Source organism: Streptococcus parasanguinis (genome assembly GCF_040908565.1).
GTDB lineage: Bacteria > Bacillota > Bacilli > Lactobacillales > Streptococcaceae > Streptococcus > Streptococcus parasanguinis_AC.
Window position 1 is genome coordinate 1 of record NZ_JBDGEA010000025.1, and the last position, 22,518, is coordinate 22,518.

Genomic DNA, 22,518 nt, shown 5'->3' on the forward strand with positions numbered 1-22,518 from the left:
AATCAACAGAGTTGGATGCGCCTATTTGGAAGACTATTCCGATGATGCGAGGCAAACAAGAGTCTAGCTACCATCCAGAAAACACCCAAGGTGTTTGGATTCTAGATTTTCTAGGAAATTTAAGTGGCATGGCTTATCACTATCGTGTGCATTTTGAACACCAGACTCAAGTGACGCGCGATCCTTATAGCATTGCCACGACAGCCGATGGAATGCGCTCAGCCATTCTCTCAAGAGCAGATCGTCAGTTTGATTGGGGCACTAAAAAAGGCGCCGATGCGACTCCCTGGCGCCTGGACAATCCTTGTCAAGCAGTGATCTATGAGATGCACCTTCGGGATTTGACCAAGTCACCGACATCAGGTGTGGACGAGTCTTTGCGTGGGACCTATCTAGGGGCTTGCCAAGAAGGAACTGTCAATAGTCATGGAGATGCGACTGCCTTTGATTATATCCGTCAGTTAGGGGTCAATGTCGTGCAATTGCAGCCGATATCTGATCGCTATAAACAGTACGATGAAGAAGGTCGTGTGACCTACAATTGGGGTTACGACGTTCAGAATCATTCTGCACCAGAAACCAGTTTTTCAACAGATCCATCCAATCCCAAACAAACCATGCAAGAGCTTAAAACGATGATCCGGGCTTATCATGAAGCTGGGATTTCTGTAGTCATAGATGTGGTCTACAATCATACCTACTCAACTGAGCGTGGACCTTTCCAAAATACAGTTCCGGATTATTATTACCGGATGGAGCCAGATGGGCGCTTCCAAAATGGGACAGGTGTCGGTAATGAGACGGCGAGTGAGCATGAAATGTACCGCAAGTACATGATTGATTCCCTTACGCACTGGGTCAAAGAGTACCAGATCGATGGTTTCCGCTTTGATTTGATGGGCATTCACGATGTGACGACAATGAATGCTATTCGGGAGGCGATGGATGCTCTGGATCCTCGCATTCTCCTTTATGGAGAAGGTTGGGACATGGGAACCGGTCTCGCACCAGAGGATAAGGCTAAGAAAGACAATGCGGCGCAATTGCCACGTATTGGATTTTTTAATGACACGGAACGCGATGCTATTAAAGGAGCTGAGGTTTATGGTTCCATCAAACGTGGCTTTGTCAGCCGAAAATCAACAGAGAATATCGTTGCGCGTGCTGCTTTAGGTAGTGCAGAGCTGGGTCATTATTTAAGTCCCAATCAGGTCTTGAATTATGTGGAAGCTCATGACAACTATAATCTCTTTGACTTGCTTCAGACCCTCCATCCAAATGAAGAAGTAGCAGGCTTGGTCAAGTGCTCAGAGTTGGCTACGGCCATGAATCTTCTCTTCCAGGGTATGACCTTTATGCAATTGGGTCAAGAGTTCATGCGGACCAAATTGGTAGCGACAGGTCCTGATGGAGAGATCACACCTTTGGATCGTGAGCGGGCCATGAATTCTTACAATGCTCCAGATTTTGTGAATCAGGTCAATTGGGATTTGGTCAGTCAGAACAAGGAATCGATTGCTTACATCCGAAGCTTGATTGCCTTGAAGACCAGTCTTCCTGTCTTAGGGCTTGAAAGCTATGATAACATATACCAACAAGTCTTTATCCAATCTGCGACAGATACCAGTGGTCTTGTCATCTATGAACTAACAGGAGACAAGAAGTACTTGGTGATATTTAATGCCAGTGGGCTTCCATATTACCTCCAAAATTCAGATAAATTGAAATTAATGGTTGGGAATAGTCGCCATAAACGTCCCTTCTATGTGGAGAATTTAACAGCTTCTATTTTTGAAGTCTTAGATAAAAGTAAGGTATGATACTTCTTTAAGAAATCGCAAAACCCCTGAGTTTTTACTCAGGGGTTGCTTTTATTTTGAGGAACTGCTACTCGTCTCAGTTGAGGAAGAACTATCATCTTCTGGGTGCAATTCTTTATAAGTTGGTGCCTTGAAGAGATCGACAGTGGACTGGTTGCCACGTTGGTTATAAAGGCTGGTTGATTTGTCACCTTTTTCCTTTTCAATCTTCTTCAATGCCTTGAAGGAATTGGTATAGGAATAATCATCTGGATTGACTTTTCCAAGATCATTGCCCTTGAAGAAGCGGAGGAGGTCACCGGTCTGGATGCTATCGCTAATCTTCAATTGAAGGTTAGCAGCTTCCCTAATCTTGTCCAGTTCTTCCTTGGTTTTTTCGTCTGGGTTCGTGATTTCTTCACCTGTTTTAGTGTAATAGGTCCGGCCACTATAGCTTGTATACTCAGGAGTTACAAAGTAGTTAGCGGAGCGGAAGGCGACGATTTGATCATGATCTGGTGAGAGCATATCTTGACCAACTTGGAGGAATTTGTTGGATTCAATACCTAGCAAATGTTCCAAGGTTGGGAGCATATCAATTTCGCCACCATAGGTATCAATGATGCTACCCTTATCCATACCTGGAACGACTACCATATAAGGTACGCGTTGCAACATGGCATTGTCATAGCTTGACCACGTTTCAGAGTTCTTACCAAGTAGAGGGGCAAGAGCTGGGTTACGAGAGTTTGAAATTCCGTAGTGGTCCCCATAGAGAACGATGATGGAATTTTTGTAAAGACCAGATTCTTTCAGGTAATCAAAGAAGGCTTTGATCGAAGAATCCAGATAGTTAGCGGTCGCAAAATAGCCATTGATGGTTTCGTCTTGTGTCTTAGCAAGAGGGAATCCAAGATCATCTCCTGACAAGCTAGTCGTATAAGGGTAGTGGTTGGAAACCGTAATGAACTTCGTATAGAAAGGCTGTTGCAATCTTTCTAGGTATTTGATGGAATCCTTGAGCATGTATTTGTCATTAAGACCATACTGGAAGGAGTTGCTGCTGTTTTGTTTGGTGAAGTAGCTGGCATCAAAGAAGTAATTGTAGCCCCATTGTTTATAGGCTGTATTTCGATTCCAGAAACTTCCAGCATTCCCGTGGAAAACAGCGCTAGAATTGTACCCATTTTTTGAAAGAATAAATGGTGCAGCCTGTTGGGTATTGGTTCCACCATAGTTCACCATAAAGGAACCTTGGTTGAGTCCAAAGAGCCCAGTTTCAATCATGGTCTCTGCATCAGACGTTTTCCCTGCCTTGACTTGGTTAAAGACGTTTGAAAAGGCAAAGGTTTCCTTCGAGTGGTAAAGTGAGTTTAAGAAAGGCGTCACTTCATATTCTTTATCGTCTACTTTCAACTTGTAATCGATCAAGAATTGTTGGAAACTTTCCAAGTGAATGTAGATGACATTACGGCCTTTGGCCATTCCGAAGTACTCAGGATTAGCTTTGGCATAATGCTGTTGGATATATTCTTCAACCGGTTTTAGATCTGCCTCAGAGGCTTTGGAACGTTCTTTGTTGGCAGCATAGGTCTGATTAGCACTGTAACCCAGAAAGGCTGGTAAGCCTAGGGCACGAACGACATAGTAGTTTGAGAAACCACGAGTCAAGAGCTCAGGTCGGTCAATTTCTGCAAGAAAAAGGTTGGCTGAAAAGAGCATAGCTGATAAGGATGTAACCGCAAAACTAGCTCGTTTATTGAAGGGACGATTGTCCATTCGAATCCATTTCTTAAAGAAGAAGAAAGCGAGAATTGGGAAATCCAGAATGTAGATCACATCCCAAGGGCGGAATAATTCTAAAGCAGCAGCTCCGAGACCGGCAGACACTTTGCTCGAAGCCAACATGGTATTGACCGTTACGAAGTCTGTAAATTCTCGATAATAGATGGAGTTGGAAATCAACCAAATAAATAAGAGAAGGTAGATCCCAAAGGCCAAACTGTAAAAGAGCTTGGTTCGTTTGATATAAAGTGCAAGACCAATGAAGAGCAGACTAATCGGTAATGGGTTGATGACTGCTAGAAAAATCTGATACGGTCCCTGAATGTCTAAATTAAAATCAACTGAATAGGCCCACATGGTTTTGAACCAGTAGAGCAACAGAAGGGTCAAGACAAATCCTAGTCTGGTACTCATGAAATTGAGTATCGAATTCGTAATTTTTTTCACAAAATGTTACTTCCTTGTCTTATTTCCTAAAAATTTTCATATACAAGTATACCACAATTTTATGGAGAAAGAAAAAAATGACTGTAAAGGAGAGGAAAGAAATAGGAAAGATCCGGTATTTTATATCGTTTAAAGCTAAATGATGAGAGCTAGGATATAATGGTAAAAAAAGTTCTAGTAAATAAATCCTCCCTTTGTGAAAACCTCAGACTTTTGCTATAATAGGGGGTATGAAAAAACTCACAGTCAGTCGCCAAGTCGCAACAAAAATCAAAGAAGGACAATCACTTCTTGAAAAGCAAGATTTTGACTCACTTCCTGCTTTGGATCAAGCGGTTCAATTGCTTTCAGGAGATGGACAATCCCTCGGTGTCGGATACTTATCTGAACAAAATAAAGGGATTGGATGGTTTGTTTCGCAAGAGTTGGTCGCTTTTGATCAAGACTTTTTTAACAAGCTTTTCATCAAAGCTAAGCAATACCGTCGTTCTTATTATGCAGATGAAACGACGACAGCCTTTCGTCTTTTTAACCAAGAGGGAGATGGTTTTGCTGGTTTCACGGTTGACTTGTATGGTGAGTTTGTTGTCTTTTCTTGGTACAATCCCTTCGTATTTCAGATCAAGGAAACCATTCTAGCGGCCTTTCAAGAGGCTTTTCCTGAAGTCCGAGGCGGCTATGAAAAGATTCGCTTTAAAGGCTTGGACTATGAATCGGCCCATGTCTATGGTGAAGAAGCACCGCAAGAATTTTTGATTCTGGAAAATGGTGTCTCTTACCAAGTCTTTCTCAATGATGGCTTGATGACGGGGATCTTTTTGGATCAGCATGAAGTTAGAGGAAGTTTGGTCGATGGCTTAGCTGCTGGACAGTCCTTGCTCAATATGTTCTCCTATACGGCGGCCTTCTCTGTTGCTGCGGCAATGGGTGGAGCAGTTGAGACAACATCGGTCGATCTGGCTAAGAGAAGTAGAGAATTATCAGAAGCGCATTTTGTGGCAAATGGCTTGGCGCTGGATGCTCATCGTTTTGTCGTGATGGATGTCTTTGATTATTACAAATATGCCAAACGCCATGAGCTAAGCTATGATGTGATCGTGCTCGATCCGCCTAGCTTTGCGCGGAATAAAAAACGGACCTTTTCAGTCGCTAAAGATTACCATCGGTTGGTGAGCGAGGCCCTCGAGATTTTAAATCCAGGTGGGACCTTGATTCTCAGTACCAATGCGGCTAATGTTAACAAAGAAAAATTTAAAAAACAAATCGAAAAGGGGCTTCAAGGGCGTAAGCATCGCTATATAGTGGAATACGGCCTTCCGGGAGATTTTCGATGGAACAAGAAAGAAGAAAGTAGTAATTACTTAAAAGTATTTACGATTAGGGTGGATGTATGAAGTTAGTTGTTTCGATTATGCCTCGCACATTGGAAGAAGCACAACAACTAGATGGTTCGCGCTACGATGACGCGGATATCATTGAGTGGCGTGCAGACTTTTTAGAAAAAAGCGAGATCTTAACCGTTGCTCCGGCAGTGTTTGAAAAATTTGCAGGTCGCGAGTTATTATTTACCTTACGAACTAAGGTAGAAGGTGGGCAGATGGAACTAACAGATGAGGAATATGTTGGGATCCTAAAAGATATTCAATCCATCTATCATCCGGATTACATCGATTTTGAATTTTATAGCCATCGTGACGTCTTTGAAGAAATGTTGGAGTTTTCAAATCTCGTACTCAGCTACCATAATTTCCAAGAGACTCCGGAAAATATGATGGAGATCTTATCGGAATTGACCAGCTTTTCTCCAAAATTAGTCAAAGTATCTGTCATGGCCCACAATGAGCAAGATGTTCTTGACTTGATGAATTATACGCGTGGTTTCAAGACACTGAACCCTGAGCAAGAATATGTAACGATTTCCATGGGCAAGGTCGGGAAGATTTCGCGCTTGACAGCTGATTTGACAGGCTCTTCCTGGTCTTATGCTAGAGTCGGAGATGAAAGCGCCCCAGGTCAAATTCCTCTTGAAAAAATGAGAAGAATCCGGGAGTTATTAAATGAAGATTGACGGATATACTCGGATGGCAGCGGTTATTGCCCATCCGATTCGTCATAGTATCTCTCCTTTCATCCATAATCTAGCCTATGAATTAACAGCGACCAATGCTGCTTACCTGGCTTGGGATATTGCTGAAGAAGATTTAGAAAGCACTGTCAGCCAAATTCGTAAGTTAGATATGATTGGGGCCAATATTTCCATGCCTTTTAAGCAAAAGGTCTTTCCTTACTTAGATGAAGTGGATGAGATGGCTCTAAAGATCGGCTCAGTCAATACCATCGTTCACCGTGATGGCAAGCTTAAAGGCTATAATACGGATGGAATTGGTTTTTTTCGTAGTTTACCTCCTGCTTTCTCTATTAAGGGAAAAACAATGGTTCTCTTAGGTGCAGGTGGTGCAGCTTTAGCAATTATTGCACAGGCGATTCATCTAGGTGTAAAACGAATCATCGTCTTTGTGAGAGAGGAGAGGTTGGTTCATTATCGTTCAATCGTTCAGTTGATTGAAGATGGATTTGATTTCTTGATAGAATTGTATGCGATTGAGAAAAATGAGGATGTTCAAAGCTCCTTTCATCAAGCCGATCTCATTTTAAATGCGACTGGTGTAGGCATGGATAGTAAGTCTCTTCCGATAGCGAGTCACTTGACCTTTCCCCCACATGCCTTAATCGTAGAGATGGCCTACTATCCGGCAGTGACCCCCTTTTTGCAATTAGCAGTCCATCAAGGAAACCAGAGGGTAAATGGGCTGGGAATGCTCTTTTATCAAGCTGAAGCAGCCTTTGAATTGATGACTGGGAAAGTATTTCCTACAGAGTCTGTATGGGAAGCATTGACAACAGAATATCACCAATTTGTATGTGACTAAGATAGAGTTTTACCTTTTCCTATTGAAAAAGCTTTATGAGATTAGAACAAGAACTGATTTTTAAAAAACAGTCTTGCTCTAGTCTCTTTTTCATTTTGTTTGAGACATGTGCCTTATTTCATGATAAGATAGAATGAAAGAATAACACGAAGGAGATTCCTATGAACGTATCGGTACCTATTCCAGGACATTCCTATGAGATTGTGATTGAAAGAGGTGGTCTCAACCAGGTTGGAGACTGGTTGCGCACTCTTTGGGGCGATAAAAAAGTCGCTATCATTTCCGATAACCGCGTGGCTAAGCTATATGCAGCTATTGTAGAGAATAGCCTTAAGAAAGCTGGTTTTCAAGTGGTACGCTTTGAGTTTCTTGAAGGCGAAGCCAGTAAGAATTTGACCACTGTTTCAAAAGTTTATGACTTTTTAGCTACCCAGGGCATGACGCGCAGTGATGGGATCGTTGCTCTTGGAGGTGGCGTAGTTGGTGATTTGGCTGGTTTTGCGGCCTCTACCTATATGCGGGGAATTTCCTTTGTTCAGATTCCGACTAGCTTAACCGCCCAGGTGGACTCTTCTATCGGTGGAAAGACTGGAGTCAACACAACATTTGCCAAAAACATGGTGGGCACCTTTGCCCAACCGGACGGTGTGTTCATTGATCCTGAAGTGTTGAGCACTTTGGGACACCGTGAATTAATCGAAGGAATGGGGGAGGTCATCAAGTACGGTCTCATCCAAGATACGGAACTTTGGCAAGAATTGGAAGCTATGGATGGCTCTGTCGAAAGTATTTTAGAGCATGCAGAGAGCATTATTTCTCATTCTTGTCTGGTGAAGCGTGACCATGTGGCGGCAGATGAGCTGGACAATGGTATTCGACTGTATCTCAATTTTGGGCATACCATTGGTCATGCCATTGAAGCGACAGCGGGTTATGGACAGGTCATGCATGGGGAAGCCGTTAGTATGGGCATGGTGCAGCTGTCCCGAGTTGCAGAAGAAAAGGGCTTGATGCCAAAGGGAATCAGCCAACAAATCGAAGAAATGTGTCGGAAATTTGGACTTCCGGTGGCCTATGAGAACTGGGATAAAGAAGCCCTTTATCAAGCCTTGACCCATGACAAAAAAGCGCGTGGGACTAGCTTGAAATTAGTGATTGTTCCAGAGTTGGGGCAAGCTGCGATTCATCAAATCCCTCTTCAAGAAATGAAGGACTTTTTAGAAAGAAAGGAATAAGGTCGTATGAGATATTTAACAGCAGGAGAGTCCCATGGTCCTCGATTAACAGCCATCATCGAGGGGGTCCCGGCAGGCCTTCCTTTATCTGAAGAGGATATTAATAAAGAGCTCAAACGTCGACAAGGTGGATATGGTCGTGGGGCACGGATGAAAATCGAGAGTGACCGTGTTGAGATCACATCAGGGGTCCGTCATGGCTTGACCATGGGAGGTCCGATTACTCTGAACGTGACTAATCTAGATCACCAAAAATGGCTGGAAATCATGAATGTAGCACCGGTCGAAGAGAAAAAGAAAGATCTGCGCAAGATCACCAAGCCACGTCCTGGCCATGCTGACCTAGTTGGAGGAATCAAATACCGTTTTGACGATCTCCGTAATTCGCTCGAACGTTCTTCTGCCCGTGAGACGACCATGCGCGTAGCCGTTGGTGCAGTTGCTAAACGGATTTTAGAAGAGATTGACGTGGAAGTGGCCAGCCACATTGTCAATTTTGGGGGAATCGAGATTGCAATTCCCGAGAATCTAACCCTTTCAGAAATCAAGGAAAAGGCATCTAAGTCGGAAGTTTCGATTGTTGTGCCAGAACAAGAAGAAGCCGTTAAGGCCTACATAGACCAAGTGAAAAAAGACGGCGATACCATCGGGGGAATTGTAGAAACCTTGGTTGGCGGTGTGCCTGTTGGACTAGGATCCTATGTGCAATGGGACAATAAATTGGATGCCAAAATCGCTCAAGGAGTGGTCTCTATCAATGCCTTTAAGGGAGTTGAGTTCGGTCTTGGTTTTGAAGCAGGCCGCCTAAAAGGTAGTCAAGTCATGGATGAAATCGTCTGGTCTGAAGAAGCTGGCTATACCCGTCGCACCAACAATCTTGGTGGTTTTGAAGGGGGCATGACCAATGGTGAGCCCATTCTAGTTCGAGGTGTTATGAAGCCTATTCCAACGCTTTACAAACCCTTGATGAGTGTGGATATTGAGACCCATGAGCCTTATAAGGCAACAGTTGAGCGTAGCGATCCGACGGCTCTTCCGGCTGCAGGTGTGGTGATGGAAGCAGTGGTCGCAACTGTCCTTGCTACAGAAGTGATTGAAAAATTCTCATCCGATAACTTGGGAGAATTGAAAGAGGCTGTTGCTAAGCACCGGGACTTTACTAAGAATTTTTAAGAGAAAGAGTTTTCCTTTGGAGAAGAAAGTTGTCTATATTGCAGGGCTGGGCTTGATTGGTGCTTCCCTCGCGCTAGGGATTAAGAGAGCTCACCCAAACGTGACCATTCTTGGTTACAATCGTAGTGAGGCCTCTCGAACCATCGCCCTTGAAAGAGGAATGGTGGATCAGGTGACGGATGATTTCGCAGCCTTTGCCCCTTTAGCAGATATCATTATTTTGGCGCCTCCGATTAAGCAAACCAAGGCTTACTTAGAAACCTTAGCCGGCCTGAATTTGAAGGACCAGGTACTAGTGACAGATGCAGGCTCTACCAAGGCAGAAATTGTCGCACAAGCTGAAAAGGTGTTTAAAGATAAGGCTGTGCGTTTTGTGGGAGGGCATCCCATGGCTGGTAGTCATAAGACAGGTGCAGCAGCAGCGGATGCCACCTTATTTGAGAACGCTTATTATATTTTTACCCCTTCCAGCTTGACCACAGGAAGTGCCATGGAAGAGTTAAAAGAGCTTTTGAGTGGATTGGGATCCCGCTTCATTGAAATCGATGCCGAGGAACACGATCGGGTAACCTCCCAGATCAGTCATTTTCCTCATATTTTAGCATCGACCTTGGTCGAGCAGGCCGCAGCTTATGGAGAAGAGCATGAAATGACCCGACGTTTTGCGGCTGGTGGCTTTCGGGATATGACACGGATTGCAGAAAGTGAGCCAGGTATGTGGACCTCTATTCTCTTGTCCAATCCTCAAGCTATATTAGAGCGGATTGCAGATTTTAAAGAGCGCTTGGACCAAGTGGCTAAAACCATTCAAGCAGATAACGAAGAGGCCATTTGGTCATTTTTCCATGAGGGACGCAAGCACCGAAAAGAAATGCAGATCCATCAGCGTCCTGGGCGCGATAGTGCCTATGATCTCTTTATTGATGTTCCCGATCAGGAAGGCGTCATTCTTGAGATCCTGAAAATTCTACAAGGGATTTCCTTGGTTAATATTCACATCAATGAAGAGAATCGTGAAGATATCCACGGGATTTTGCAGCTGACCTTTAAAAATGCAGAGGATCAAGAGCGGGCTCAAACCTTGATCAGCCGGGCGACATCTTATACCGTCCTTGCTCGCTAGGTCTACAGAAGGATTTGCATCAAAAGGCCTGCTTCATTTTAGGAATATTGAGGGAAAAGCAGTATAATAGAAGTATCATATCAGTAAAGGAGCCCATAAAATGGCAAATATTTATGATGTAGCAAATGAACTTTCTCGGACCCTTCGAGACCTTCCTGAATACAAGGCTGTTGTAGAAAGCAAGCAAGCGATCGAGGCAAATCCAGAAGCGAAAACCTTGTTTGACGAATACGTTGCTTTTCAAAATCAACTGCAAGGCTTGATGCAATCCGGTCAACTTCCAACAGAAGCTGTGCAACAAGAAATGAAGGACTATATGGAAAAAATCCAAGCAAGTCCGATTGTGAATGAATTTTTCACCAAACAACAACAATTGTCTATTTATCTTGCAGATCTGGAAAAGATCATCTTTGAGCCGATTCAAGATTTATATAAATAAGAATGCTACCAGAGTTGTAATTTCGACTCTGGTATTTTCGTTCGCCAGTAGAAGAAAAGAAGCTCAAAAAAAGCTAGGAAACATTCGTTATTTGTTCCAAATTTTTGATCAAAAATTGAATTCATGCCTTAATTATGATAGAATATGAGGAAAAGCATCTGGAGAAGGCAATGAAATTAAGAACCAATAGCAAGGGTCTAAAGGGCATCATTCGTGTGCCTGGTGATAAATCCATCAGTCACCGATCCATTATTTTTGGAAGTCTCGCAACAGGTGAAACCAAGGTCTATGATATCTTGCGAGGCGAAGATGTGCTCTCTACAATCCAGGTGTTTCGAGATTTAGGAGTCTCCATCCAGGATGACGGGGATGTGATTCAGATTCAAGGGGTAGGCTTTCAGGGCCTTCAAGCTCCGACCGATCCCCTTGATATGGGTAATTCAGGGACTTCTATTCGTTTGATATCAGGTGTCCTAGCGGGCCAGGATTTTTCAGTGACCATGGTCGGAGACGATAGCCTTTCCAAACGGCCTATGGATCGTGTAGCGATTCCACTGCGTCAAATGGGAGTAGAAATTGCTGGCCAGGGAGAGCGCGATTGCCCGCCTTTGCATGAAAAAGGGACCCATCAGCTACAACCGATTCATTACCGTTTGCCAGTCGCATCGGCTCAAGTCAAGTCGGCTCTTATCTTTGCTGCTCTACAGGCTGAGGGTAAATCGACGATTATCGAGAAGGAAAAGACACGTGACCATACAGAGGATATGATTCGCCAATTTGGTGGGGAGATCCAGGTCGACGGAAAAACTATCCACATCCAGGGTGGACAAGAGTTCAAAGGTCAAACAGTCATTGTTCCTGGAGATATTTCCAGTGCGGCCTTTTGGTTAGTGGCTGGACTCATCCTTCCAGATAGTGTGATCAAGATTGAACATGTTGGCGTCAACCAAACGCGGACAGGGATTCTCGATGTCATCCAGGAAATGGGGGGAGATCTCACTGTTGAGGATCGTGATGAAAAAGCTGTCTCGGCAAGTCTCACTGTCAAGACTTCGTCCTTAAAAGGGATTCGGATTGATGGGGAGTTGATTCCACGCTTAATTGATGAATTGCCGATTATTGCTTTACTAGCGACGCAAGCCAATGGTCAAACTGTGATTGCGGATGCTGAAGAACTTCGTGTGAAAGAAACGGACCGTATCCAGGTCGTAGCAGATAGCCTCAATGCCATGGGAGCCACTGTCGTGCCAACGGAAGACGGTATGATCATCACTGGTCCGACTCCCTTACATGGAGCTGACTTAGAGACTTTTGGAGATCACCGGATTGGGATGATGGCTGCCATTGCTGCCTTATTAGTGAGTGAAGGAAATGTGGTGCTGGATCGAGCAGAGGCCATCAACACCAGTTACCCTAGTTTTTTTGAAGATTTGGAGACCTTACTGCATGGCTAAAATTTTACTTGGTTTTATGGGAACAGGTAAAACGACTGTTGGTCGCATTCTTGATCCAAAATTCCATGATATGGATGAATTAATTGTTGAAGAGATCGGTATGTCGATCAATGACTATTTCGCAGTGGAAGGAGAAGCTGCCTTTCGTCGTCGCGAGGCTGAAATGTTGGAGCGTTTATTGGAAAATGAAGCGGCCATTATTTCCCCTGGTGGCGGGATTGTCGTCAATCCTCATAACCGTGCCCTCTTGGAAAATAATCCATACAACATATATTTGCGCGTGGATTTTGAAACTTTGTATAGCCGCATTCAATATGACAAAGCTATGCAACGTCCCCTCTTTTTAAACAATACAAAAGAAGAATTCAAGAAGATTTTTGATGGCCGTTTGCCTTTGTACGAGGATATTGCTACCCATATTGTGGATGTTGAGGACAAAACACCTGACGAAATTGCGGAGATTATTCGATGCTTGTAGGCTATCTAGGTCCCAAGGGATCTTTTACCCACGATGTGGTGACTCATAGTTTTCCAACTTCTGAACGCATCGCTTATCGAACGATCACAGATGTTATTAAGGCCTATGAAAATCAAGAAATTGATTTTGCAGTCGTCCCAGTTGAAAACTCTATCGAAGGCAGTGTCCACGAGACCATCGATTACCTCTTTCACCAAGGGACCATCCAGGCCGTTGCAGAAGTGGTCTATCCCATCAAGCAACAGCTTTTGGTGGCTAGAAAAGATCGGCCTATTCGAATGGTCTATTCGCATCCACAGGCCTTGGCCCAAGGGAAGGCTTTTCTAAGGGCCCATTATCCAGATGTGGCCATGGAAATGACGGCTTCAACAGCCTATGCAGCCCGCTATGTGGCAGAACATCCAGAATTGGAGATTGCAGCGATTGCCCCTCTGGCAGCAGCAAGTGAGTACGGTTTGGAAGTCCAGGCCAAAGACATCCAAGAAATCGAGGACAACTACACGCGTTTTTGGATTTTAGGGGCAAAAGAGCCCTTGTTTTCAGAAACTTTGAATCTTTCGAGTCAAAAGATTAGCTTGGCTTTAACCTTGCCAAGTAACTTGGCAGGAGCCCTCTATAAGGGTTTGTCCACCTTTGCTTGGCGGGGAATCAATTTAACCAAGATTGAAAGTCGCCCCCTTAAAACAGCTTTAGGAGAATACTTTTTCATTATTGACCTCCTAAATGAAGCGCCTGATCTAGTGCACTTTGCCTATCAAGAATTAGACAGTCTGGGCATTCAGACAAAAGTCTTGGGTCAGTATCAGGTCTATACCATAAAAGATAACGGAATGGAGAAAAAATGAGTAACGAATCCAACTTTCTATCTCACCATGAGCGAAAGCGATTAGAGTACTTATACTCAAATTTTCATTATTTGAATGAACGAGAACAACTAGAATACAATTATTTACTCAAAAAAAGCCAAGGAGTTTATGAGGAAACAGAATCCCTTCAACAGCCTGAAGTAGCTGCTACTGAAGAAGTGCAAGGGGAGATTGCTGAACCGATTAGTGACCTTCCTGTTTACCAATCACGTAGCAGAAAAACAAAGAAAAAAGCAGTCGCTGCGACGAGCGATCTACCTAAGAAACCACGGAAAAAGATCCGCGTCAAGCGGATCCTCAAGTGGATAGCTCTCTTTTTCTTGCTCATTATCGGTGGCATGGTCTTTATGTTTGTGAAAGGCCTCAACAGTAAACCAGCTGGTAAAGATGCCAAGCCTGCTGTCGTCGAGAAATTTAACGGCAAGAAGTCGCGAGATGGGGTCAATATCCTGATCTTGGGGACAGATGGTCGGATCGGTGAGAAGTCAGATGAAACCCGGACAGACTCCATCATGGTGGTCAACGTCAATAACAAAGAAGGCAAGATCAAGATGGTCAGCTTCATGCGGGATACACTGGTCCATATTGATGGAGTGAGCCAGCAAAATATTCCTGAATACGATGGCTACTATGACCAGAAGCTCAATACTGCCTTCACCATCGGGGAGCAAAATAACAACCAAGGGGCTGAATTGGTGCGTCAGATGCTCAAAGATAACTTTGACATTGACATCCAATATTACGCCATGGTCGATTTCAAGACCTTTGCGACAGCGATCGATACCCTCTTCCCAAATGGGGTCGAGATGAATGCGCAGTTTTCAACGGTTGATGGCGAAAAGGTCAGTGAAGTTGAAGTGCCAGATGATTTGAACATGAAAGACGGTGTCGTTCCGCAGCAAACCATCAAGGTTGGAAAGCAACGGATGGATGGCCGGACCCTTCTCAATTACTCGCGTTTCCGTAAGGATGATGAAGGGGACTTTGGCCGGACCCGTCGCCAGCAAGAAGTCATGTCTGCTATCATGCATCAGATCAAGGATCCAACCAAACTCTTTACGGGATCAGAAGCCCTTGGGAAAGTCTTTGCTATGACGTCTACCAATGTACCTTTCTCCTTCCTATTGACCAATGGACTTGGCCTGGTTGGAAGTGCTGGAAAAGGAATTGAACGAGTGACCATCCCAGAAAATGGGGATTGGGTCGATGCCTACGATATGTACGGTGGCCAAGGCTTGCTCGTCGATTTCGATGCTTATAAAAAGAAATTGTACCAAATGGGACTGAGATGATATAATAAGGGGATAGGAGTTTTGGACTCCACCCCTTTTAATTTGTAGAAAGATAGAACACCATGTTAAAGAAAAATGAAATTGTAACCGTTGAGATTGTTGATTTGACCCACGAAGGAGCAGGAGTGGCTAAGGTTGATGGCCTGGTCTTTTTTGTGGAGAATGCCCTGCCAGGAGAAATCATCCGCATGCGCGCGCTTAAAGTCAACAAAAAGATCGGCTACGGAAAAGTAGAGGAGTACTTAGAAAAATCCCCTCATCGTAATGAAGAGCTTGATCTTGCCTATTTACGAAGCGGAATCGCCGACTTGGGGCACCTAGCTTATCCGGAGCAACTGAAATTCAAGGCCAAGCAGGTCAAGGATAGCCTCTACAAGATAGCGGGAATCACTGATATGGAAGTGCCTCTGACCTTGGGGATGGACCATCCTGTCCAGTATCGCAACAAGGCCCAAGTCCCTGTTCGTCGTGTCAATGGTCAGGTCGAAACAGGCTTCTTTCGGAAGAACTCTCATGATTTGATGCCGATTGAAGACTTTTATATCCAAGATCCAGTCATTGACCAAGTGGTCTTGGCTCTTCGAGATTTGATTCGTCGGTTTGACCTCAAGCCTTATGATGAGAAGGAACAGTCTGGCTTGATTCGGAACCTTGTCGTCCGCCGTGGCCATCATTCTGGAGAAATTATGGTCATTTTGGTCACCACTCGTCTCAAGATTTTCCGTGTGGACCAGTTGATCGAGCAGCTGATCAAGCAATTCCCAGCTATCAAATCTGTTATGCAAAATATTAATGACCAGAATACCAATGCCATTTTTGGAAAAGAATGGCGGGTTCTCTATGGTCAAGACTATATTACGGATCAAATGTTGGGAAATGATTTCCAAATCTCTGGACCAGCCTTTTATCAGGTCAATACCGAAATGGCAGAGAAGCTCTATCAGACAGCCATTGACTTTGCAGAGTTAAGTAAAGATGATGTGGTCATTGATGCCTACTCCGGAATCGGGACCATTGGCTTGTCAGTTGCCAAGCATGTCAAGGAAGTTTATGGTGTTGAAGTCATCCCCGAAGCAGTAGAAAATAGCAAGAAGAATGCTAGTATAAATGGCATCACCAATGCCCACTATGTCTGTGATACAGCTGAAAGTGCCATGAAGAATTGGCTCAAGGAAGGCATCCAACCAACCGCCATCCTAGTTGACCCACCACGCAAGGGCTTGACCGAAAGCTTTATCAAAGCAAGCGCCCAAACAGGAGCTGACCGCATCGCCTATATCTCCTGCAATGTCGCAACCATGGCGCGTGATATTAAACTTTATCAAGAGTTGGGCTATGAGTTGAAGAAAGTCCAGCCGGTGGATCTTTTTCCTCAGACGCATCACGTCGAGTGTGTAAGCTTGTTAGTGAAACGCAGTTAATCCTCAAAAGGTTCACCCAAACCTTTTGAGTCCACAAACGCATCATGTTGAGGACGTATCACTGCTTGTACGAGCTGAGGCATCAGCGAAGTAGAAGCAGATGTTCTGCCCATGGGATAGCTGTCGAAGAGTAAGGAGTTTACGACGAAACGATACGGCAACAGCGAACCGCCGAGTTTGTAAGTTTGTTAGTGAAATGTGGATAATCGTTCAAAAATCAGAAGGAGTAGATATGTATATGTTGGAATTATATCAAAATCCTTCCTATAAAAATCTAGTCGCATTTGGGTCCTTAAAAGAAGGAAAAGAATATGTATCCAAAATAACTGGATATACTCTAGAAAATGAAGATGATTTTGTTCAAGGTAATAAAGTAGAAATAACGAACATTTAGATGAAAGGTTTAGAGTAAACATGAGTCTCTTATTTGAAGAATTTAAAACCATTTGTTTCCATTTAAATCGAGTCGGAATTACACCGACACTGATGGGTTCTTTGGGATTGGAGTTTAGAACGAAAGAAAATTGGGTGCCGTCTGACATTGACATTCATGTGCCTGGTGACCCTAGAGGTTGGGAAGCGCCTGATCATATCAGAATTTATGACTGGGACAAGATAATGAAAGTGATGAAAGACTTAGGCTACGTCTTAATAGATATTCATGAGCATGAATTCCAAAAGGATCGAGTGACTGTTGAATTTGGAAGTATCGATTCCTTACTTGATTTTGCAGGAGTTTCGGAATCGGATATAGAGCTTATTCACATTGAAGGCATCACTTTTCGTCTTCCAAGTCTGGAGCAGTATCTAAGTATTTACAAAGCCTCTTCTCAAGACTCCTATCGAAATGAACAAAATAACAATAAGGATTTTAAAAAGATCGAGTGGCTGGAAAAACATTTGTAAATTATCATATGAAAAGTAGTAAGTTGTAAGACTGGCTGCTATGTTATTTTTATTGGTTATTTAATTTGTACTATATTGGCTAGTAATAGAATTAGTAAAGAAAAGCAGGTGGAAAAATTGTAAAAGAGCCACAGGAACTTTTCTGGGGTGGATATCACGCATATTTTTCGGATTTAGATGGATATTATTGGGGAGTTTCTTGGGGCCCCAATTTCCAATTTGATGAAAATGGACTATTGAAATTTTAGTAATTAAGGGAGATAGCAAAAATGGCTTCAAGTAAAGAATATTTAAATTTCATTTTAGAACAATTGTCCGATTTGGAAGAAATAACATATGGATCAATGATGGGTGAATATATTGTTTATTATCGCGGAAAAATTGTGGGTGGAATTTATGATGATAGATTTTTAGTGAAGCCTGTTAACTCTGCAATAGCATATATGCCAAATGCAAAGTACGAGTTACCATATGATGGAGCAAAGGAAATGCTGTTGGTAGATGATGTTGACAACAAAGATTTTTTAACTGGCTTATTCAATTCAATGTATGATGAATTACCTGCACCCAAATCAAAGAAAAAGGAATAATAAAATCTCAGTTTATCTAGGTAATACCATTTAACGATAACCTTATGCGATCGTTAAAAAGTATGTGAATATGTTCTCGATGACTGCGCATGTCGAGTGTATAAGTTTGTTAATAAAACGCAGTTAAACATCTCGCTTTGACATTTCAAGCTGAGAGGCTTCAAAGCTCCACTGGAGCTTTGAACTCCCCAAACCTTTTGAGTTCTAAGAGAAATACCTGTTTGGATGGAGTGATACTTTGGTTTGGATCTGGGCTGTGATATAGATGTCATGACCAGAAATAATGAAATAGAGGAGTAAAATTGATGGAGCAAAATAAGCTCAAAGCAATTATGTTTGCCTTTCTGGCAGCTGTTTTTTATGCCATAAATGTACCGATATCAAAGGTTCTTTTGCAGCATGTGGGCCCGACTACAATGGCAGCATTGCTGTATCTCGGTGCCGGGATTGGTATTGGGATGATGTCACTTTTTAATAAGAAGGATAGAGAGAAAGCTGAGAGCCTGACAAAAGCAGATCTTCCCTATATTGTCGGAATGATTGTTCTCGATATTGCTGCACCGATTTTTCTGATGCTTGGAATCAGCTATGGTTCCTCAGCTAATGCCTCGCTTCTCGGGAATTTTGAAATTGTGGCGACGACGGTCATTGCACTGATTCTCTTTAAAGAAGCTGTAACCAAAAGATTATGGCTAGCCATTGGGCTAATCACCCTGTCAAGCATCTTGCTGTCGTTTGAAGGAACAGACAGCTTTCATTTCTCTTATGGTTCTTTGCTGGTGATCATGGCTACCGTTTGCTGGGGACTTGAAAATAACTGCACTAGAGAACTATCATCAAAGAGCACTTATCAAATTGTGATGCTAAAAGGCCTATGCTCTGGTCTTGGAGCCCTGGTCATTGCCCTTGTAAAAAAAGAGTCCTTTCCAGGATTTGGCTTTATCGCCATTGCCTTGGCTTTAGGTTTTGTAGCCTACGGACTCAGCATTTTCATGTATGTGAGAGCCCAGAATGTTCTCGGAGCAGCTAAAACTAGTGCCTATTATGCTGTCAATCCCTTGATCGGGGCTCTCCTTGCTTTTGTATTTTTAAGTGAATCCTTATCCTGGATGTATGTGATCGCCTTGATCGTGATGGTCATTGGTTCTGCTTTAGTGGTAGTCGATACGTTTATTCGCCAACATGACCATGAACACCAGCATACATTCACGCATAGCCATGGCGGAAGTACCCACACGCATACGGTAAGGCATTCGCATGTCCACAAGCATTATCTAACAGAAGAGAAGCACAGACATCGTCATTCTATCGAGGAGCTAGAGTGTCTAGCAGAGGAAAAAGATAGGTAAAAGCAAATAGAAGATAGGCTATTACGAGAGGCTGATATGAAATCAGAATGAGCTGCCTTTGTTCTGAAATTCGGTAGATGCGAAGAGTTTCTGAGAGCTATCGGTAAAACTTGTATGGACAGATTAAAAGTTGGAGTACCATCTTTGCCTCGTTTTTGAGAAAGGACAAAGAAAAAATGGAAGCACAAATTTTTTTGATGGGTGGAAATCCGCCGATAAAGAACCATACGATTGTTAATAAAATTGTGTCATCAAGGAAGATCGAAAGAATTGTCATTTTTACAGTTTATCGAGAAAATTGGCAACCGTATATGAAAAAGTACACGGAAGTTTTCCAAAGCCTTTTTTCTAACCTAAACACTGATTACTTACTCTTGGACATTGAGCAGATTAATTTTGGTAGCTATCTAGATGCTGATGTCATCATCATCGGTGGTGGAAATACGGAAAAGTATTTAGCTACTTACGTCAATCAGCAGTTCAAAAATTATATCGATCGTATGCTGAATAAAGGGGCGAAAGTTATAGGATTTTCAGCAGGAGCCCTTTTATTAGGAGAAAAAGTCTATGTCTCACCTAATGATAATTTAGATCATCAGATAAAGATAAAAAATGGATTAGGACTCTTTGGTCAGTTTTTAATTAGTGTCCATTATGATTCATGGAATGATAATACTAATAAGGATAGAGCTGAAGAACTCGTTAATGTTCCCATAATTCCACTAAATGATCATTCCTGTCTTGTATTAGATAAACTTGGAAATATCATAGAGAAAATTGACTAGTTTTCATTATCTAAATCTTGATCTAGGTAACTAAAGTGTAGACAAACTGGATGGGTTACTAGTGAAAACTGCAAGAAGTGTTGGAAAGTGAATCGGAGAGTGCGTGATGAATTTTAGTAGTAAGATAACCATAAATAAAGGCTGGTCAGATGATAAAAAATATTGTGTGACAGATCAAAATCAGCAAAAATATTTCTTGCGTGTTTCTGATAAGGAGAAGTTAGATTCTAAAAAATTTGAATTTGATATGATGGAGAAAGTGGCTTCTCTTGGAATTCCGATGTGTAAGCCAATTAGCATAGAACTCTGCGATGACGAAGTACATTCTTTACACGAATGGATAGACGGGAAAGATGCTCGAGAAACCATTTTAACTGTTTCGAAAGAACAACAATATACTTATGGAGTAGAAGCAGGAAGTATACTTCGAAAAATTCATTCACTTCCTGTTACAGAAGTTCGTGAAGATTGGGAGGTCTTTTATAATCGAAAAATTGATGACAAAATCTCCAAATACAAAGAATGTCCCGTTCAATATGAAAATGGTCAGATCTTTATTGATTTTTTAAATGCAAATCGAGAATTGTTAAAAGATAGACCTCAGGTTTTCCAACATGGAGATTATCATATAGGAAATTTCATGATTGGTGTAGATCGTAAAATTTATGTCATTGACTTTGATCGATTTGATCTTGGAGATCCTTGGGAGGAATTCAATCGTATTGTATGGTCTGCTCAAGTCTCTCCCTTTTTTGCGTCTGGTATGATAGATGGATATTTTGATCATAAGGTTCCGGATTTATTTTGGAAGCTTCTCGCTATCTATATTCTAAATAACATAGTTGGTGCTCTGTCATGGTCTGTACCATACGGAGTTGAAGAAATAGCAGTAATGCAACATCAAGCTAAGGAGATTTTAGAATGGTATGATGATATGAAGCAAATCATTCCTAGTTGGTATTCGAACAAGAAGAAGACTGAATAATGTAAACGTTGGAATATCAATTTGAAGAAATGTCGGGATTATTTGCTCAATTTCAAATATGTCTAACTATCTTTAAAACAGATGATTTTTATCACTACGAGTTAAAGTCCTACAGTAAGGAGTTTAAACATGAAATTCCATGAATTTGGGGATAAGAATTTGCCTCCTATCTTGCTCATACATGGCGGTGGCAGTTCTTGGTGGAATTATCTTCGCCAAGCACGGATCTTGTCAGAAGAATACCGTGTCATTCTACCCACCTTGAATGGGCACGGCGAAGAATATCCACTCGATTATGTTTCTACGGAAGATTCCGCTTTGGAGATCCTAGACTATATCAAAGCAAACTGTGGTGGAAAGGTGTTTGCGATCGGTGGCGTTTCACTTGGTGGTCAAATTGCTATGGAGCTTTTGTCCTTAGACAGCGAAATTGCTGAGAAAGCTATCATAGACGGAAGCCTCTGTATTCCTCAACCAAGATTAGCTAAACTCAGCATCTTTCTAGTATCACTATTTGGTAAACTGATGTTCAGTAAATTCTCTTGCAAACTCCAGTTAAGCATGATGAACAAACTCTATCCTAAACTGGCTTATCCAGAGGAAATAAAAGCTTATTATTTGGAGGATCTGCCAAAGACACCTATCAAAACATTAGTGACTATTTACAAAACCTATATGGGGCGTTACAAGCTGAATGACACGATTTCTGCAAGCAAGGCGCAGGTTCTGTATATCTACGGTGAAAAAGAATTAAACTGTGTGAAAGCATCGGCGAAATTATTTCAGCAGCTCCATCCCAATACGATCTTGTATGAAGCTAAGGGCTATAACCACGGCTATTTATCAGCTTATCTGCCTCAAGAGTGGATTGATTTGATTGAGCCTTTTTTAAAGAGTGATTCATTGGAAATGTGTAATGAATCTGATATATCATAAGGAGGAATCTGATGCTAGGAGCAATAGTTGGAGATATTGTTGGTTCTGTTTATGAATGGGACAACATTAAAACGAAAGACTTTCTATTATTTCGTGAGGATTGTTTTTTCACTGATGATACGGTTATGACCTGTGCTGTTGCTGAAGCCATCATGAACGGTGGTCAGAAGGATGACTTTATTGATGCCATGAAAAAATATGGTAGGATGTATCCCGATGCAGGTTACGGTGCAAGATTTGGGAATTGGGTTGATGGCGATGATCGAGAACCTTATAATAGCTTTGGAAATGGCTCAGCAATGCGTGTTTCTCCATGTGCCTGGACCATGGATTGTAGTTTCTGTGCACGAACGGGAGCCTGGCCGTCCAGAAGAGCAGTTGCACGACTTTCTGCAGAGGTGACTCATAATCATCCAGAGGGGGTCAAAGGAGCTATGGCGACGTCTGATGCTATCTTTATGTGTCGTTATTACTTTGGAGGTTACAGTGGCGACTATGGAAAACCGACCAACGATAATCTTACAG

At 42.5% G+C, this 22,518-nt stretch carries 22 protein-coding genes and 1 pseudogene; 22 read left to right on the forward strand and 1 reads right to left on the reverse strand.

Features of this window, described 5'->3' with window-relative positions:
• Positions 1-1,820, forward strand: a 1,820-nt coding sequence (pulA, locus tag AB5Y61_RS09945) for a type I pullulanase (protein ID WP_368404031.1), incomplete at its 5' end; no start/stop codon positions are given.
• Between the two features lie 51 nt (positions 1,821-1,871).
• Here the strand turns inward: pulA and AB5Y61_RS09950 are convergent.
• Positions 1,872-4,031 (reverse strand): LTA synthase family protein, encoded by a 2,160-nt coding sequence (locus AB5Y61_RS09950; protein WP_368404032.1) that lies wholly within the window; start codon positions 4,029-4,031, stop codon positions 1,872-1,874.
• 230 nt (positions 4,032-4,261) lie between these two features.
• Here AB5Y61_RS09950 and AB5Y61_RS09955 point away from each other — a divergent pair, with 230 nt between their 5' ends.
• From AB5Y61_RS09955 to AB5Y61_RS10055, 21 genes and pseudogenes are all read left to right on the forward strand, one after another.
• The gene (locus AB5Y61_RS09955) at positions 4,262-5,425 is read left to right on the forward strand and encodes a class I SAM-dependent rRNA methyltransferase (RefSeq protein ID WP_368404033.1); all 1,164 of its coding nucleotides are present in this window, start codon (positions 4,262-4,264) and stop codon (positions 5,423-5,425) included.
• Positions 5,422-6,099 carry a type I 3-dehydroquinate dehydratase gene (aroD, locus tag AB5Y61_RS09960; RefSeq protein ID WP_368404034.1) on the forward strand — a complete coding sequence of 226 codons (678 nt, stop codon included), beginning with the start codon at positions 5,422-5,424 and terminating at the stop codon, positions 6,097-6,099. The genes AB5Y61_RS09955 and aroD overlap by 4 nt, the downstream gene beginning before the upstream one ends.
• Positions 6,089-6,961: a shikimate dehydrogenase gene (gene aroE, locus AB5Y61_RS09965; protein ID WP_368404035.1), complete on the forward strand. Its 873-nt coding sequence runs from the start codon at positions 6,089-6,091 to the stop codon at positions 6,959-6,961. The genes aroD and aroE overlap by 11 nt, the downstream gene beginning before the upstream one ends.
• 161 nt (positions 6,962-7,122) lie before the next feature.
• The gene (aroB, locus tag AB5Y61_RS09970) at positions 7,123-8,196 is read left to right on the forward strand and encodes a 3-dehydroquinate synthase (RefSeq protein WP_368404036.1); all 1,074 of its coding nucleotides are present in this window, start codon (positions 7,123-7,125) and stop codon (positions 8,194-8,196) included.
• A gap of 6 nt (positions 8,197-8,202) precedes the next feature.
• Positions 8,203-9,369 (forward strand): chorismate synthase, encoded by a 1,167-nt coding sequence (aroC, locus tag AB5Y61_RS09975; RefSeq protein WP_368404037.1) that lies wholly within the window; start codon positions 8,203-8,205, stop codon positions 9,367-9,369.
• 16 nt (positions 9,370-9,385) lie between these two features.
• Complete coding sequence (locus AB5Y61_RS09980; protein ID WP_368404038.1) at positions 9,386-10,492, forward strand: prephenate dehydrogenase; 1,107 nt, start codon at positions 9,386-9,388, stop codon at positions 10,490-10,492.
• Between the two features lie 100 nt (positions 10,493-10,592).
• Entirely contained in the window at positions 10,593-10,931 is a 339-nt protein-coding gene (locus AB5Y61_RS09985) for a YlbF/YmcA family competence regulator (RefSeq protein ID WP_003014453.1), read from the forward strand.
• A gap of 170 nt (positions 10,932-11,101) precedes the next feature.
• Entirely contained in the window at positions 11,102-12,385 is a 1,284-nt protein-coding gene (gene aroA / locus AB5Y61_RS09990) for a 3-phosphoshikimate 1-carboxyvinyltransferase (RefSeq protein WP_368404039.1), read from the forward strand.
• Positions 12,378-12,863 carry a shikimate kinase gene (locus tag AB5Y61_RS09995; RefSeq protein WP_368404040.1) on the forward strand — a complete coding sequence of 162 codons (486 nt, stop codon included), beginning with the start codon at positions 12,378-12,380 and terminating at the stop codon, positions 12,861-12,863. Before aroA ends, AB5Y61_RS09995 begins: the two co-directional genes overlap by 8 nt.
• Positions 12,854-13,708 (forward strand): prephenate dehydratase, encoded by an 855-nt coding sequence (pheA, locus tag AB5Y61_RS10000; RefSeq protein WP_368404041.1) that lies wholly within the window; start codon positions 12,854-12,856, stop codon positions 13,706-13,708. Before AB5Y61_RS09995 ends, pheA begins: the two co-directional genes overlap by 10 nt.
• Entirely contained in the window at positions 13,705-15,021 is a 1,317-nt protein-coding gene (locus AB5Y61_RS10005; protein WP_368404042.1) for an LCP family protein, read from the forward strand. Before pheA ends, AB5Y61_RS10005 begins: the two co-directional genes overlap by 4 nt.
• A gap of 62 nt (positions 15,022-15,083) precedes the next feature.
• Positions 15,084-16,442: a 23S rRNA (uracil(1939)-C(5))-methyltransferase RlmD gene (rlmD, locus tag AB5Y61_RS10010; protein WP_368404043.1), complete on the forward strand. Its 1,359-nt coding sequence runs from the start codon at positions 15,084-15,086 to the stop codon at positions 16,440-16,442.
• 238 nt (positions 16,443-16,680) lie between these two features.
• Positions 16,681-16,836: a hypothetical protein gene (locus tag AB5Y61_RS10015; protein WP_368404044.1), complete on the forward strand. Its 156-nt coding sequence runs from the start codon at positions 16,681-16,683 to the stop codon at positions 16,834-16,836.
• Between the two features lie 20 nt (positions 16,837-16,856).
• Positions 16,857-17,348 (forward strand): nucleotidyltransferase, encoded by a 492-nt coding sequence (locus tag AB5Y61_RS10020; RefSeq protein ID WP_080611455.1) that lies wholly within the window; start codon positions 16,857-16,859, stop codon positions 17,346-17,348.
• Between the two features lie 98 nt (positions 17,349-17,446).
• Positions 17,447-17,596, forward strand: a pseudogene (locus AB5Y61_RS10025) (VOC family protein); the annotation flags it as partial.
• Positions 17,597-17,617: 21 nt separating this feature from the next.
• Complete coding sequence (locus tag AB5Y61_RS10030) at positions 17,618-17,938, forward strand: TfoX/Sxy family protein (RefSeq protein ID WP_070673940.1); 321 nt, start codon at positions 17,618-17,620, stop codon at positions 17,936-17,938.
• A 305-nt stretch (positions 17,939-18,243) separates the two neighbouring features.
• The gene (locus AB5Y61_RS10035) at positions 18,244-19,287 is read left to right on the forward strand and encodes a DMT family transporter (RefSeq protein WP_070673941.1); all 1,044 of its coding nucleotides are present in this window, start codon (positions 18,244-18,246) and stop codon (positions 19,285-19,287) included.
• Between the two features lie 176 nt (positions 19,288-19,463).
• Entirely contained in the window at positions 19,464-20,072 is a 609-nt protein-coding gene (locus AB5Y61_RS10040; RefSeq protein WP_368404045.1) for a Type 1 glutamine amidotransferase-like domain-containing protein, read from the forward strand.
• A 106-nt stretch (positions 20,073-20,178) separates the two neighbouring features.
• Entirely contained in the window at positions 20,179-21,057 is an 879-nt protein-coding gene (locus AB5Y61_RS10045; RefSeq protein WP_368404046.1) for an aminoglycoside phosphotransferase family protein, read from the forward strand.
• 129 nt (positions 21,058-21,186) lie between these two features.
• Positions 21,187-21,993 carry an alpha/beta fold hydrolase gene (locus AB5Y61_RS10050; protein ID WP_368404047.1) on the forward strand — a complete coding sequence of 269 codons (807 nt, stop codon included), beginning with the start codon at positions 21,187-21,189 and terminating at the stop codon, positions 21,991-21,993.
• 11 nt (positions 21,994-22,004) lie between these two features.
• Positions 22,005-22,518: ADP-ribosylglycohydrolase family protein (locus AB5Y61_RS10055; RefSeq protein WP_368404048.1), on the forward strand; the 514-nt coding region annotated here is incomplete at its 3' end.